This is a genomic window from Caulobacter sp., assembly GCF_049283275.1.
Taxonomy (GTDB): domain Bacteria; phylum Pseudomonadota; class Alphaproteobacteria; order Caulobacterales; family Caulobacteraceae; genus Caulobacter.
The window spans coordinates 1-14,598 of sequence record NZ_JBAPVS010000130.1; the positions used below are offsets into that span (position 1 = coordinate 1).

Annotated in this window: 15 protein-coding genes; 6 read left to right on the forward strand and 9 right to left on the reverse strand. The window is 66.4% G+C overall.

What is annotated here, in order from left to right; translation table 11 throughout:
- Window positions 1–31: 31 nt before the first annotated feature.
- The 7 genes from radC to sfsA form a co-directional block, all read right to left on the reverse strand.
- The gene (radC, locus tag WAL33_RS06240) at window positions 32–757 is read right to left on the reverse strand and encodes a RadC family protein (RefSeq protein ID WP_422179543.1); all 726 of its coding nucleotides are present in this window, start codon (window positions 755–757) and stop codon (window positions 32–34) included.
- Window positions 758–847: 90 nt separating this feature from the next.
- Entirely contained in the window at window positions 848–1,678 is an 831-nt protein-coding gene (map, locus tag WAL33_RS06245; protein ID WP_422179545.1) for a type I methionyl aminopeptidase, read from the reverse strand.
- Between the two features lie 152 nt (window positions 1,679–1,830).
- Window positions 1,831–2,097, reverse strand: a complete 267-nt coding sequence (locus WAL33_RS06250; protein WP_422179547.1) for a hypothetical protein — start codon at window positions 2,095–2,097, stop codon at window positions 1,831–1,833.
- A gap of 107 nt (window positions 2,098–2,204) precedes the next feature.
- On the reverse strand, window positions 2,205–2,471 hold the full coding sequence (locus WAL33_RS06255) for a hypothetical protein (protein ID WP_422179549.1): 267 nt from the start codon (window positions 2,469–2,471) through the stop codon (window positions 2,205–2,207).
- A gap of 6 nt (window positions 2,472–2,477) precedes the next feature.
- Complete coding sequence (locus tag WAL33_RS06260) at window positions 2,478–3,005, reverse strand: hypothetical protein (RefSeq protein ID WP_422179551.1); 528 nt, start codon at window positions 3,003–3,005, stop codon at window positions 2,478–2,480.
- 57 nt (window positions 3,006–3,062) lie between these two features.
- A complete protein-coding gene (locus WAL33_RS06265; protein ID WP_422179553.1) occupies window positions 3,063–3,263 on the reverse strand; it encodes a hypothetical protein in 201 nt (66 codons plus the stop codon).
- Between the two features lie 154 nt (window positions 3,264–3,417).
- The gene (sfsA, locus tag WAL33_RS06270; RefSeq protein WP_422179555.1) at window positions 3,418–4,155 is read right to left on the reverse strand and encodes a DNA/RNA nuclease SfsA; all 738 of its coding nucleotides are present in this window, start codon (window positions 4,153–4,155) and stop codon (window positions 3,418–3,420) included.
- A gap of 51 nt (window positions 4,156–4,206) precedes the next feature.
- Between sfsA and WAL33_RS06275 the strand changes: the two genes are divergently transcribed.
- Window positions 4,207–4,974, forward strand: coding sequence for a competence/damage-inducible protein A (locus WAL33_RS06275; RefSeq protein WP_422179557.1), 768 nt, complete (start codon window positions 4,207–4,209; stop codon window positions 4,972–4,974).
- 142 nt (window positions 4,975–5,116) lie between these two features.
- Here WAL33_RS06275 and WAL33_RS06280 read toward each other — a convergent pair whose 3' ends face one another.
- Entirely contained in the window at window positions 5,117–5,506 is a 390-nt protein-coding gene (locus tag WAL33_RS06280; RefSeq protein ID WP_422179559.1) for a helix-turn-helix domain-containing protein, read from the reverse strand.
- A gap of 154 nt (window positions 5,507–5,660) precedes the next feature.
- Between WAL33_RS06280 and WAL33_RS06285 the strand changes: the two genes are divergently transcribed.
- The gene (locus WAL33_RS06285) at window positions 5,661–6,464 is read left to right on the forward strand and encodes a TOBE domain-containing protein (protein WP_422179561.1); all 804 of its coding nucleotides are present in this window, start codon (window positions 5,661–5,663) and stop codon (window positions 6,462–6,464) included.
- A 213-nt stretch (window positions 6,465–6,677) separates the two neighbouring features.
- Window positions 6,678–8,156, forward strand: a complete 1,479-nt coding sequence (locus WAL33_RS06290; RefSeq protein WP_422179563.1) for an AMP-binding protein — start codon at window positions 6,678–6,680, stop codon at window positions 8,154–8,156.
- Between the two features lie 22 nt (window positions 8,157–8,178).
- Here WAL33_RS06290 and WAL33_RS06295 read toward each other — a convergent pair whose 3' ends face one another.
- Window positions 8,179–8,871 (reverse strand): TetR/AcrR family transcriptional regulator, encoded by a 693-nt coding sequence (locus WAL33_RS06295; protein WP_422179565.1) that lies wholly within the window; start codon window positions 8,869–8,871, stop codon window positions 8,179–8,181.
- Window positions 8,872–9,068: 197 nt separating this feature from the next.
- Between WAL33_RS06295 and WAL33_RS06300 the strand changes: the two genes are divergently transcribed.
- The 3 genes from WAL33_RS06300 (at window position 9,069) to WAL33_RS06310 (ending at window position 14,430) form a co-directional block, all read left to right on the forward strand.
- On the forward strand, window positions 9,069–11,699 hold the full coding sequence (locus WAL33_RS06300) for a TonB-dependent receptor plug domain-containing protein (protein WP_422179567.1): 2,631 nt from the start codon (window positions 9,069–9,071) through the stop codon (window positions 11,697–11,699).
- Between the two features lie 122 nt (window positions 11,700–11,821).
- Entirely contained in the window at window positions 11,822–13,105 is a 1,284-nt protein-coding gene (locus WAL33_RS06305; protein ID WP_422179568.1) for a serine hydrolase domain-containing protein, read from the forward strand.
- Entirely contained in the window at window positions 13,102–14,430 is a 1,329-nt protein-coding gene (locus WAL33_RS06310) for a spinster family MFS transporter (protein ID WP_422179570.1), read from the forward strand. Before WAL33_RS06305 ends, WAL33_RS06310 begins: the two co-directional genes overlap by 4 nt.
- The last annotated feature ends 168 nt before the right edge of the window (window positions 14,431–14,598 follow it).

Sequence of the window (14,598 nt, forward strand, 5' to 3'; positions counted from 1 at the left end):
TCGGGTGATGCAAAGGAAAAGGCAAAGGCGGTCAGAACAGTCCCAACGCCTTGAAGCTGGCCACCCCGTCGCGGCCGACCACCAGATGGTCGTGGACGTTGATCTTCAGCGCCTTGCCGGCCTCGACGATCTGCTTGGTCATGTCGATGTCGGGCCGTGACGGGGTCGGATCGCCGCTGGGATGGTTGTGCAGCAGGATGATGTTGCTGCTCGACAGCTCCAGCGCCCGGCGCATCACCTCGCGCGGATAGACCGGAGCGTGGTCGACCGTGCCGTGGTTCATCACCTCGTCGGCGATCAGCCGGTTCTTGTTGTCCAGGAACAAGACCCTGAACTGCTCGCGCGGTTCGTTGGCCAGGGCGACGCGGACATAGCCCAGCAGCGCCGTCCAGGACGAGATCACCGGCCGCTTGGCGATCTTGTCGCGGCCGGCCCGCAGGGCGGCCTCGTGCAGCAGCTTGATGTCGACCGCCGCGCTCTCGCCGACCCCGGCCACGGTCTTCAGCTCCTCGATCGAGGCGGCGATCGTGGCCCCGAACGAGCCGAACCGGGCCAGCAGCGCCTTGGCCATCGGCTTGACGTCGCCGCGCGCGAAGGTGCGGAAGAGATAGAGCTCCAGCAGTTCGTAGTCGGGCAGGGCGGTGAGGCCGCCGGCCTTGGCGCGATCGCGAAGACGTTCGCGGTGGCCCAGCTGGTGGGCGGCGGGCGAAGCCTCCGTCAGGCCAGGCGTCGCCTTGAGTGATCTGCCGCTGACCATCACGCCCCCGAAAGCGAGAGGGAATTAGGTCAGATCAATTGAAGGTTGTCGAGTCGTTGTAACCCTCTCCCTCTGGGAGAGGGTTTCTTTTTACCCCGCCAGGATCGCCGGTTGGAACAGCCCGGCCGGCGAGGCGGTGAACACCTCGTAGCCGTCCTCGGTCACGCCGATCGAATGCTCGCACTGGGCCGACAGCGACTTGTCGCGGGTCACGGCCGTCCAGCCGTCGCCCAGCACCTTCACCGCCGGCTTGCCCAGGTTCACCATCGGCTCGACGGTGAAGAACATGCCAGGCTTCAGCACCGCGCCCTGACCGGGGCGGCCGAAGTGCAGGATATTGGGCGCGTCGTGGAACACCTTGCCCAGGCCGTGGCCGCAGAAGTCGCGCACCACGCCGCAGCGCTGGGCCTCGACATACGACTGGATGGCGTAGCCGATGTCGCCCAGGGTCGCGCCCGGCTTCACCGCGTCCAGGCCGCGCTTCATGCCCTCATAGGTGATCTCGACCAGGCGGCGGGCCCGCGGGCCCACTTCGCCGACGCCGTACATCCGCGAGGTGTCGCCGTGCCAGCCGTCGACGATCACGGTCACGTCGATATTGGCGATGTCGCCTTCGCGCAGCGCCCAGTCGCCGGGGATGCCGTGGCAGACCACGTGGTTGCGCGAGATGCAGACGGTCTTGGGGTAGCCGCGATAGAACAGGCAGGCGGGCAGGGCGCCGTGATCGAGGATGAACTCGCGGGCCAGGGTGTCCAGGTGGTCGGACGACACGCCGGGCTGAACGTGCGGGATCAGCATGTCCAGGCACTCGGCGGCCAGCTTGCCGGCCTTGCGCATGCCTTCGAAGTCGGCGGGCTTGTGGATCTTGATCGCGCCGGTGCGGGTTTCGGCTTCGATCTCGGCCGTGTCGTCAAGGGTCATGGCGGTTCTATCTCAAGCGGGGCGGCGTGCTTTTCGGGGCGGCCAGCGTACAGGTGTGTTCGAGGCGTATGTCGCAACGATAGCACAGAAGTTCAATGCTGGCGTGGGCTACGGGTTGTCCAAGTGCCAGCCGACCGATTGGAAAAGGTCGATCACGTCCGCCGGACCATGAAGTCCCAAAGGATGTTTCCGTTGGTCGTCTCGGTAATCTCGAACCACGTGCCCGCCGGGCTATGGGAGACAGCCTGCCGATTGTGGGCCGGGTACCTCGCCAGCCTTCTCTTGCCCCGGTCGTCGATGTTGAACTTGCCGCCGTGGGCCATGCCGTTCCGCAGGTGGTAGACCATCTCCAAGATCGGGGCGTGGTCGAAGTACCCGTAGACCTGAAGCTCATCGCCCAGCGAGATCAGGGCGCCCATTGCCCACATCCTTAGAAACTCACGCTGGTAGTCGTGGTTGACTCGCAACCGTTCCAGATATTGCCGCATGTCTAGCTTGTGCGCCGTCCCGTCATTGCGCTGGATTTCTAGCCCGGCCCGCACTGCGCCCCGGTGCGCCCGTACTGACAATCGCTACCGCCGGAGCGGCCAACACAATCCTTCAGCATCCAGAGGACGGCCACGACAACAACCGCGTAGCAGACCCACCGGCACATCTTCACAAGGGCTTGATAGAGGGCAGGCTTGGCGGCGAGATCGGCCTTGTCTTTGGCGGTCATGTTGATCGAGGACATGCCGAGTCCGGCCACGGTGCCGACGATGAGAAGGGCACCCAGCCCAAGCAGCATCTCCATCGCGACCTACCGGCGGGGGTTGCCGTGCGGAAGAACCTCCAAGGGCTCAACGACGGCGGTGAAATCGTGCGATGGGGCCTTGTCGCCATTGAACAAGAGCGTGAATGCCTGAGCGTCGTTTGGCTCGACATCAATGTCATAGTCCCAATCGACCATGGTCGGGACGGCTATGCCCTTGGGCTGATTTGGCGCCTGTTTCATGAAGATGGCCGAGACATGGAGCTTGGTGATGGTCGTCATCGGGTCGTCGTTCCTGACCGTGACCATCATCGTGTCGCCCTCTATCGGCGCACCGTAGTTGTCGTAAGCCGGACCGAGAGTGGTGATCACCACGGTCGGGTACGCTTTGCCCTTCGGCCACACCTTGATGAAGTGTCGCTTACAGATCGAAGTGGCGACCGCGCGGCTGTCCACGTCGCCCCCTTTGACGGCGTTTTGAAGAATGCATGCGTCGTAGTTCTGACCAAACGTGTCGGGCCTGCCGTCGCAGCCCACCAGAACCAGCAACGCCGCCGCCAGTGCCATTCGTTCCATGCGAAATCCCCCTGCCGAGACCGTAAGCACGAGGGGCAGGGGAGTCGAGTTGCCGCGTCATTGGTGAAAGAAGCTGAAGACTGTGTTCAGCACCCACAGGCCACAAACAACTAAGACGATGGTGAAGGCGAACCTTACACCGACAACGCCAGAGCCATCGACCTTCAGGCCCCAGAATGAGACCGTCAGCTTGGGCTCATTGGCAGTCGGCTCCGCGTCCGGCGGTGGCTTTGTTGCTCGGATTTTCTTGGGGGTCATTGGTCGGAGTCCTTCATTAAAAAACGAAAGACCCAAGGGGTATGGGGGGCCAAATTCGGATTCGGGTCAACGCACGGTGCAGCAGATGAACGGGTATGTTTTGTGTATGTTCTGCCGTGATGACCCGACAAGAACGGACGCAGACGCCGCTGGATTAGCCGTTCTGAAGCGTTCCTTCGTTGAATGGTCCACTGATGCGGTGACTGATCCGCACCCTATCGGTGGACATGTCGCAAGCGTAAACCAGCACCTCGACACCCGCGTCATTCGCCGCCGCGAGTCCGCGCGCGAAAGCCGGGTCGATGTCTTCGGCGGCCTTGAACTCTTCGCAATCGTCGCGCTGAACGACGAAGAGAACAGCGGCCCGATCCCCTTGCGCGACCATCGAACTCAGGTCGGATAGGTGTCGGGTCGAGCGAGCGGCCATGCAGTCCGGAAACTCCGCAAGTCCCTTGCTCCTTGAAAAGTGACAGTTTTTGACCTCCAGCCAGCACGGCGGGCGCTCGGGATCGGTCAGCAGGAAGTCGACGCGGCTGGCGGCGGCGTACTTCACCTCCGGGCGGATCGAGGCGTAGCCGGTCAGCTCGGGGATCACCCCGCTGAGCAGGGCCTCGGCGACCAGTTTGTTGGGCAGGTGGGTGTTGACCCCAACCAGGCCCTTGCCGTCGGGCCCGGGGACCTCGACCAGTTGCAGCGTCGCGGCCAGCTTGCGCTTGGGATCGTCCGACCACGACACCCACGCCCCCTGGCCCGGCAGGTTCACGCCCAGCATCGCGCCCGGGTTCGGGCAGTGGGCGGTGACCTCGCGACCGTCGTCCAGCACCAGGTCGACGAAGAAGCGCTTGTAGCGCTGGACGATGACGCCGCGCGCCATCGGTTGCGGGAGAAGCATGGTGGCCTTAAGTCGGACGGCAGAGATGTTCGGATGTAGGGGATCGAGACGATGACGACCAGCGAACGCGTGACGGCGGCCGTTCTGATCATCGGCGACGAGATCCTGTCGGGGCGCACCCAGGACGTGAACCTCAACGCCATCGCCAAATACCTGGGCGCCTACGGCGTCGATGTCTGCGAGGTGCGGATCGTGCCCGATGTCGAGCAGGAGATCGTCGACGCGGTCAACGCGCTGCGCACGCGGTACGACTATGTGGTCACCACCGGCGGCATCGGCCCCACCCACGACGACATCACCGCCGATTCGGTGGCCAAGGCCTTCGGGGTCACCGCCCCCGAGCATCCCGAGATCATGGCCCTGCTGCGCGAGCGCTGGGGCGAGCCCAACGCCGCCCGCCGGCGCATGGCCCATGTGCCCGAGGGCGGCGTGCTGGTGAAGAACCCCGTCCAGGGCCCGCCCGGCTTCCAGATCGGCAACGTCTTCGTCCTGGCCGGCGTGCCGGCGATCATGCGGGGCATGCTCGACGACGTGGGTCCGCGCCTGCGCACCGGGGCGGTGGTGATCAGCAAGACGGTCCGCGTCACCGGCGTCGGCGAGGGCACGATCGCCGCGCCGCTGGAAGCGGTGGCCAAGGCCCATCCGGACCTGTCGATCGGCAGCTATCCGTTCTTCGCCCCGCCCGACCTCTACGGCGCCAACCTGGTGATCCGCGGCCGCGATCCGGCGCAGGTCGACGCCGCGGTCGAGGAATTGGTGGCGTCGCTGACGGAGGCCGGGGTCAAGGGGATCGAGCGGTTGGAGGCGGGGGCGGCTTAGGTTCTTCACTGTCATCCCGGACAAGCGCGCAGCGCGCAGATCCGGGACCGACGCGTGAACTCAGAGCTTCCGGCGGTCCCGGATCTTCGCTTCGCTTCGTCCGGGATGACAAACCAAGATGGGTTTGATCTAGCCTTGGCTCCTAACCCGCGCTCGCCGTCTCGTCTGGTTCCACCAGGGTCTTGGCCACGGTCAGGATCGCCTTGCGCCCCTTGGGGGTGGCCTGGCTGTAGGCCCGCAGCAGGTCGATCGCGCCGGGCGTCGACAGCGCCGTCAACACGGCCGCGTCCTGTTCGGCCACGACATCCTCGCCCACCAGGCTGCCGACCGTGGTCTGCAGCTTGGCGGCGATGCGCACCAGCATCGAGGCCGAGACCCGATTGGCCCCGCGTTCGTATTTCTGGATCTGCTGGAAGGTCAGGCCCAACACCTGGGCCAGCTCGTCCTGGCTGATCTGCATGTGCCGCCGCTGAACACGGATGCGGGTGCCTACCGCGACGTCGATGGGGTCTGGACCGGTCGGGCTGTTCAAGGCGCGTTCCATGCAGAACAGAGGTGGCGGAGGGAAACTATCGGCTCGGCCTGGGTCGGCCGCAATGCATTCTTGCACCGTGTACGGCGGGCCTGGCGCGGTTGGCGACGCCATCATGATTGGCTCGGGGCGTGGCTTGCCGCATAGATCGACCATGATCCGATCGCTTCCGGTCCAGGCCGTCCTCCAGCTGCGCAAAGGCCCCGCGTCCCGTGTGGGACCGGATCGCATCCGCCTGCTGACCGCCATCCAGGTCCACGGCTCGATCACGGCCGCGGCCAAGGAGATCGGGCTCAGCTATAAGGGCGCCTGGGACGCGGTCCAGGCGCTGAACAACCTTTTCGAGCGGCCCCTGGTCGTCGCCCAGACCGGCGGTCGCAAGGGCGGCGCGGCCCAGGTCACGCCCGCCGGTGAAGCCGTCCTGGCCGCCTATGCCCGAGTCGAGGACGGCTTGAGCCACCTTGTCGGGCAGCTGGAAGACGCCCTGGGCGGCGGCGACGTCGATCTCACATCCCTGATCTGGAGTTTCGGCATGAAGACCAGCGCCCGTAACGCTCTGCGCGGCGTCGTCGAGACCGTCACCCCCGGGGCCGTCAACGCCGAGGTGACCTTGAGGGTCTCTCCGAGCGTCGCCATCGTCGCCGTCGTCACCCGCGAGAGCGTGACGGACCTTGGCCTGACGCCCGGCCGGGAGGCCATCGCCCTGATCAAGTCGAGCTTCGTGATCCTGGCTCAAGGCGACGAGGGCCTGCGGACCTCGGCCCGCAATTGCCTGGCGGGCGTCGTGATCCGCCACGACCAGGGCGCGGTCAATGACGAGGTCGTGCTGGAGATGGAGCCCGGAAAGACCCTCACCGCGACGATCACGCGCGGCAGCGGCGAAGCCCTGGGGTTCAAGGTCGGCGCTCGGGCCCAGGCGCTGATCAAGGCCTCGCACGTCATCCTCGCGGTCGACTGACGCTGCGGCGGGCGGCGCCCCGGCGCGCCCCGCTCGAATCCAACCCAGGAATTCGCCTCGGAAGACCAGGCGCAGCGGCGATGCTGCGGTTGCTGGTGATTTTGCTTTTCATTCATTCACGGCTAAATTAATGAAACTGGGTTCTATCGTCATGCCCAGCTCGGACGCACCAAGAAGGCGTTGTGGGGCGGGCTTCCAGGGAGGCGTATCGCTATGTCGAACGATGGTGTCGCACTAAGCTCCATTCTCACCCACCACGCGCGCCGATCGCCTTCCCGCACGGCGTTGATCGTGGACGATGTCTCCGTCGCCTACGACGAGCTGGACGCGCGTTCGAACCGGCGGGCGCGGATGTTGGCGGCGCATGGCGTGGGCCAGGGCGACTTCGTCACGGTCGCGCTTCCCAACGGCCTGGAGTTCTACGAGACCACCTTCGCGCTCTGGAAGCTGGGCGCTGTACCGAACATCGTCGCCGCCAAGCTCCCGCGTCTCGAAATGGAGGCGATCCTCGACATCGTTCGCCCCAAGCTGTTCGTCGGGACCCCGCCGGGACCCGGTGTTCCGGCGCTCGCCGCGGACCTGGGAACGCTCGAGCGATATTCGACCGACGCGCTGCCGGAAGTGGTCTCGCCGCACTGGAAGGCGATGACGAGCGGAGGATCCACCGGGCGGCCGAAGGTCATCGTGGACGCCATGCCGGCGCGGTGGAATCCGCAGGAGGGCTTCCTGGGGCAGCACCCCGGCGACGTGATCCTCAACCCCGGGCCGCTCTACCACAACGCCCCGTTCCACTGCATCCACATGGGCCTGTTCGTCGGCGCCACGATCGTCGAGATGGGAAGGTTCGACGCGCTTCGCGCGCTCGAGCTGATCGAAGCGCACAAGGTGAATTGGGTGACCTTGGTGCCGACCATGATGCACCGCATCTGGCGTCTGGGCCCCGACACCCTCTCGCGCTTCACGCTGCCCAGCCTACGCATGATGCTGCACATGGCCGCGCCCTGCGCGCCGTGGCTCAAGGAAGCGTGGATCGACTGGCTCGGAAGCGAACGGGTCTGGGAATATTACGGGACCACCGAAGGGACCGGATCGACGATGATCTCGGGCACGGACTGGCTGGCGCATCGCGGGTCGGTGGGCCGGGTTCGCGAAGGCTATGAGCTGAAGATCCTCGACGAGGCGGGGCAGGAGCGTCCGGTCGGCGAGGTCGGCGAGATCTATTTCCGCCCGCGCGGCGGGCCGGGATCGACCTATCACTATCTGGGCAGCACGCCCCGGCGGGTCGGCGAATGGGAGGCGCCCGGAGATCTGGGATGCGTGGACGAGGACGGCTATCTCTATCTTTCGGATCGCCGCAACGACCTGATCATCTCGGGCGGCGCGAACATCTATCCGGCCGAGGTCGAGGCCGCGATCGACGCCCATCCGGCGGTTCGAACCAGCGCGGTGATCGGACTTCCCGACGAGGAGTGGGGCGCCCGCATCCATGCGATCGTCCAGCCGGTCGAAGACGCCGGGCTGGAGGACGAGGAGCTTCTGGAATTCCTCGCCGGGCGGCTGGCGCGCTTCAAGCTGCCCAAGAGCATCGAGTTCACCCGCGAGTCCTTGCGGGACGAAGCCGGAAAGGTGCGCCGGGCCGCCCTTCGCGAGGCGCGACTGGTCAAGGTCACGGAGCCGGCCGCGCCGTCGTGAAGACGGCGACGGCGGGCGAGGCTCACGCCGACGTCGACTTCCGGCGCCTGTAGAGGGCGTCGAGGCCGCCGGCCATGAAGGTCACGAACCGCTCACGGACCGCCTGGAAATCATCGGACGCGCACAGATTGCCCGACAGGCGATCGATGCGGCCGGTCCGTGACAGGATCAGCGAATAGGCGCCGGAGGTGAACTGGAAACTCCAGAACAGATCCTCGGGCTCCGCGTCGGGCAAGGCCTTCTTCAGAAGGCCGATCAGCCGCAGCACCAGAGGATCGAAATAGGTGTCCATCTTCTCCGCGCCGTAGCCGGGCGCGTTGTTCACCTGCGCGAAAATCCGCCCGAAGTTGCGCCAGCCCTCGTCGCCCTTGATGTAGACGTCGAACGCCCCGTCATAATAGCAGCGCAGCGCGCCCTCGACGGTCGGATGGTCTCCGACCTCGGCTTCGTAGGCGTCCAGCCCGGCGGTTCGCGTCGTCACGGCATACTCGACCCGACGTTCGAAGACGGCGTCGAAAAGCGCCTTCTTACCGTCGAAGTAGTAGTGGATCAGCGCCGGATGGATGCCCATCCGATCGGCGACGTCCTTGATCGTCACCCCGAAATAGCCGAGCTGGGCGAAGAGATCCTCGCTCGTATCGAGGATCGTCTTCACGGTCGTAGCCCGCTGCTCGGCGCGTGTGCGGCGCCCCTCGGGTTTCGACGCTGCTGCCATAGTCCGCGGCCTTCCAAATCATACGCGTCCGGAACGACGCAACCCACTCGTAACGCGGGGGACGATGGGGCGGCGGACTCATCGGGTCAAGCGATGCCGTGCAGAGATTTCATTTAGCACTAAATGAATGAACTTGACGAACCCTCCCGCCTGCGGTTACGGCTTGGGCAAGCAAAAATAAATGGGGAGGGTTCGAAATGGCTAAAACCTGGAAAACCGCGCGGCAGGCCGCGCTATCGGGCACGTCGCTTGTCGCGATGCTGTTCGTGGCCGGACACGGCGCGGCTCAAACGGCTAATCCGCCGCCGGCCGGGTCGGCGAGCGAGGCGTCGGACACTGTGCTCGAAGAGCTGATCGTCACCGGTTCGAGCATCCGCGGGGTTCCCCCGATCGGCTCGAACCTGATCAGCGTCTCGCGCGAGGAGATCAAGGCCATCGGCGCGGCCACGACGCCGGATCTGCTGGCCACCGTGCCGCAACTGAACAGCTTCAACACCGCGCCGAGAGCCGCCAACGGCGGCGCCGGGGCGTTCGCGCCGGGCCTGCGCAGCCTGCCGGCCGCCGCGACCCTGCCGCTTCTGAACGGTCACCGACTGGTCGCCGGGGGCGCCAACGAGACCAACCCCGACTTCCCGTTCATTCCGGACCTGGCGATCGAGCGCGTCGAGATCGTCGCGGACGGCGCCTCGGCGATCTACGGCTCGGACGCCATCGCGGGCGTCGTGAACTTCATCACTCGCAAACGCCATTCCGGCGTCGAGACCGCCGTGCACTACGGCGTGGCCGACGACTATCACACCTTCAGCGTCAGCGGCCTGGCCGGCCGCGAGTGGACGGGCGGATCGGTTCTGGCCGCGTATCAATACGCGGAAAACGGCAACATCACGGGCGGCGATCGTGACTATCGCACCGTGGACTTCCGGCCGTTCGGCGGGGTCGACGCCCGGGGAACCAGCTGTTCGTCACCCAACGCGGTGGTCGGCGCGACGGTCTATGCCGCGCCCGCCCTGGCGCCGAATACGACCAACTATTGCGACCTGGGCGCTCCGGTCGATCTGGTCCCGGCCTCGCGCCTGCATAGCGCCTTCCTGTCGGCTCGGCAGGAAGTGGGCGATCGCGTGACGCTGTGGGGCGACGTTCTCTACTCGGACCGCAAGGACACGGTCCGGGCGGCGATACCCGCCCAGTCGGTTTTCCTCACCGCCTTCAATCCGTTCTTCAAGGCTCCGCCGGCGAGCGGGGCGCTGTTCGAGACCGTTTTCTTCCGTCCCGACAATCTCGTCGGCGCGGACCATTTTGAGCAGACCTATCGCGTCAAGGCGGGCAACTCGTCCGGCGGCGCCGATGTGCGGCTGCCGCGCGATTTCAATCTGAGCGTCTACGGCACCTATGATTGGGCCGAGCATGTGGCCTTCCTGCCCATGATCAATCCCGTGGCGCTGGCGGCCGCGGCGGCCGGAACCACCGCCGCGACGGCTCTGGATCCGTTCGGCCAGGGCACGTCGCCGTCGGTCGTCGCGGGCATCACCAACTACTCGACCAGCGTCACCATCCAGCAGCGCACCAAGCTGGGCGCGGTCAAGATCGACGGGCCGCTGCTGACGCTTCCGGGCGGGGACCTGAAAATCGCGGCGGGCGCCGAGTATCGGCGAGAGACGTTCGCTCAAAAGGGCTTCGTCGGGGCGACGCCGGTTCCCGAAAGCCTTGGCCGTGAAATCAAGTCTTTCTACGGCGAGTTGTTCGTGCCGATCTTCGGCGCCGCCAACCAGGCGCCCTTGATGCATCGCCTGTCGCTGTCGCTGTCGGCGCGCCATGACGACTACAGCGACTTCGGAACGACGACCAATCCCAAGGTCGGGGTCAACTGGGATCCGGTGGAGGGCGTCACCCTTCGCGGCACCTACGGCCAATCGTTCAGGGCGCCCGGCCTGCGTGACGTCGGCGCCACCGTCGGCGCCTATTACTACGACGCCGCGACCGCGGGGGTCCTCGCCCGCGATCCGTCGCGAGGCTCCGCCCAGGTCAACACGGTCTATCTGCTCGGCGGCAATCGCAACCTGCAGCCCGAAGAGGCGCGGACCTATTCGTTCGGCGTCGATCTGGCGCCGCGTTCCCTGCCGGGCTTCCTGGCCAGCGCGACCTTCTATGACATCAACTTCACCGACGTGATCGGAACCCCGCCGACCAGCCTGGTCTTCACCGATCCCACCTTCTCATCGGTGGTCTATCGCAATCCCTCCGCCGCCCAACTCGCCAGCCTGCTGGCGCTCGGGGTGCCGGTCAATTTGCCGACGCCCTTGCCCGCGATCGGCAATGCGTTGGATCTGCGCCGCGGCAACTTCGGCGTTCGCAAGACCAACGGCGTGGACTTCAACGTCAACTATCGGCGCCCGACCGATTTCGGCGCCGTGTTCGGCGGCCTCGCGGGCAACTACATCTTCAAGTACGACACCCAGCTTTCGCCCACGGCGGCCGTGTCTGACTCCCTGAAGTTGGGCGTTCCCAAAATGACCCTCCGGGGCACGGTGGGCCTCACGGCCGGTCCGATCAACTTCGTGAGCTTCGTCAACTACCGCGACGGCGTCACCAACACGTTCGCCACCCCGACCGGGACGAGCACGTACGAGGCCGATGCGTACACGACCGTCGATCTGCGCCTCTCCTGGACCTTGCCGAACACCGGCCTGACGCAAGGCACGGACCTGGGCTTGCAGGTCAACGACCTGTTCGACAAGACCCCGCCGTTCTTCCCCGCGACCGACGGCATCGGCGGCGCCTACAACCCGATCGGGCGCTACGTGGCGCTCAGCCTGCGAAAGACCTTCTGAGCGGGTTGAAGCGATCATCGGCGGCCGCGGGGGCGTGTGATCCCCCGCGGTGCGGCCGGCGCATTGCTGGAAGCCCCCTGACCACCGACACCGATCTCAGTCCGGCCGGAGCGCCCTGTTTAATGACTAGTGACGCCGTCCGCCGCGCCCAGGGCTTTGACCCCGGCGGCCTCGCCGCGATCGGCCCCTCCCTCCAGGCGTTTGTCGACCGTGGCGAGCTGGCGGGCGTCGTGACCCTGACCTCGCGACGCGGCGAGATCGTCCAGGCCGAGGCGATCGGTTGGAGCGACATCGAAGCCAAGACCCCGATGCGGCCCGACAGTCTGTTCCGCATCGCCTCGATGACCAAGCCGATCACCTCGGTGGCGGCCTTGATGCTGGTCGAGCAGGGCAAGATCGCGCTCACCGACCCGATCTCGCGCTGGATCCCGGAACTGGCCGATCCGCTGGTGCTGCGCGACGCGGCCGGACCCTTACGCAACATCGTCCCCGCGCGCCGAGCGATCACCGTCGAGGACCTGCTCACCCATCGTTCGGGCGTCGCCTACGGCTTTTCCTCGGAAGGACCGCTCCAGCAAGCCTACGAGCGCGCGCTGGGCGATCCGGCGATGAACCGCATGACCCCGGACCAATGGTTGGTCGCGCTCGGCGGCCTGCCGCTGGCCCATCAGCCCGGCGAGCGCTTCCACTACGGCCATTCGACCGACGTGCTGGGTTTCCTGATCGGCCGGGTCGAAGGCAAGCCGTTGCGTCAGGTCCTGCACGAGCGGATCTTCGCGCCGCTGGGGATGACCGACACGGACTTCTGGCTTCCGCACCAGAAGCGAAGCCGTCTTGCCAGCCTCTACGGATACGATGAGGCGGCGGGCAGGCTCGTGAAGGTCGAACCGGAGATGTACGACGAGCCGCCGGCCTACACGCCGGGCGGCGGCGGACTGATCTCGTCGGCGAGCGACTACCATCGGTTCGCGCGCATGCTCCTGGGGGAGGGCGCCCTGGACGGCGTGCGCTTGCTGCGGCCCGAGTCTGTCGGCCTGATGCGGACCAACCGGCTGACCGATGACCAACGCCAGATTCCCTTCGCCGGCATGCCCCTTTGGCGAAAGTCCGGCTTCGGCCTGGGGTTGTCGATCGCCGAGGACGTGATCGACAACCCCTATGCCTGCGGCGCGCCGGGCTCGATGACCTGGCCGGGCATCTTCGGCACCTGGTGGCAGGCCGATCCCGTCCATGATCTTGTCATGATCTACATGATCCAGCACCAGGTGCCGGTGACCGCGCATTCGGGGGCGACGATCGCCACGGGACGTGGCGCGGCCGGCCGCCGCGCTCTGCCTGCCTATCAACAGGGTGTCTATGCCGCCCTCCAGGACCGGCCTCAAGGCCCGCAGCCCAAGGATCAATGATGACCAAAGCCGACGAAGCCTTGGCCCTGGCGCCGTCATCGACCCTCGTCCCGGCGGCGACGGTCGACAGGCGGGCCTGGGTCGCCCTGGCGTGTCTGTGGTTCATCTACGTCCTGAACTTCCTGGATCGGCAGTTGCTGTCGATCCTGGCCAAACCGATCCAGGACACGCTGCACATCACCGACGGTCAGCTCGGGCTTCTCGGCGGCCTGTATTTCGCGGCGTTCTACTGCTTCATCGCCATTCCCGTGGGGTGGCTCGCCGACAGGACCAACCGCGTAGCGGTGTTGGCGATCGCCTGCGGCGTCTGGAGCATGGCGACCATGGCCTGCGGCATGGCCAAGTCCTACGGCGGCTTCGCCGTCGCGCGGATGACGGTCGGCTTCGGAGAGGCCGGGGGCGTCCCGCCTTCCTATGCGATCATCTCCGACTATTTTCCGCCCGGGCGCCGGGGCACGGCCCTGGGCCTCTACAACCTCGGCCCGCCGGTCGGGGCGGCCCTGGGCATCGCGTTCGGAGCCTCCGTGGCGGCCTCGTTCAGCTGGCGCGACGCCTTCATGGTCACCGGCGCCGTCGGCGTCGTCGCGGCCTTGGCGTTGACGTTCATCGTGCGCGAACCCAAGCGCGGTGGGCTTGATCGGCCGGCGGGCGAAGCGGCCCCGCCCCAGGCGAGATTCGGCGAAACCCTGCGCATGTTCTTCTCCAACCCCGCGCTGCTGCTGGTCTCCCTGGGCAGCGGTTCGACCCAGTTCATCACCTATGGCCTGGGCAATTTCGCCACCCTGTTCCTGATGCGCGAAAAGGGCATGACCCTTCGCGAGGTCGCGCTCTGGTACGCCGTGGTCGTCGGCGTCGGGATGAGCGTGGGCATCTTCGGGTCCGGCTGGATAATCGATCGCTTCACCCGCTTTTCGAAGCGCGCGTTCGCTCTGGCGCCTGCCATCGCCCTGGTCGCCGCCGTGCCCTGCTATCTGGGCTTCGTCTGGGCGCCGACCTGGCCGGTGGCGCTGGCTTTCCTGCTTCCGGCGATGTGCTTGAACCACGTCTATCTGTCGTCCGCGGTGACCTTGGTCCAGACCGAGGTCCGGCCCAATCAGCGGGTGATGTCGGGCGCGCTGCTGCTGCTGGTGATGAACTTCATCGGCCTGGGGCTGGGCCCCACCTATGTCGGCGCCGCCAGCGACTTCTTCAGGGGGGCGTATCCCGGCCATTCGCTGCAGATGGCCCTCTACACCCTGGTCCCGTTCTACGGGCTGGCCATCGGCCTGTTCCTGATGCTGGCGCGGGTGCTCGGCAAATCCCCCAAGACCGGAGCTGTCCAATGACCAACCTCTCCAGGGCGTTGCGCGGCGTTGCGAGCGCGGCGGCCCTGCTGACCGCGACGCTCGGCTCGACCCAGGCGTTCGCGGACGATGCGCGCCCCGTGGTCGCCGCCCCCGCTGGAACGGTGGAAGGGCTCGTCGACGCCGGCATGCCGGCGTTCAGGGGCATCC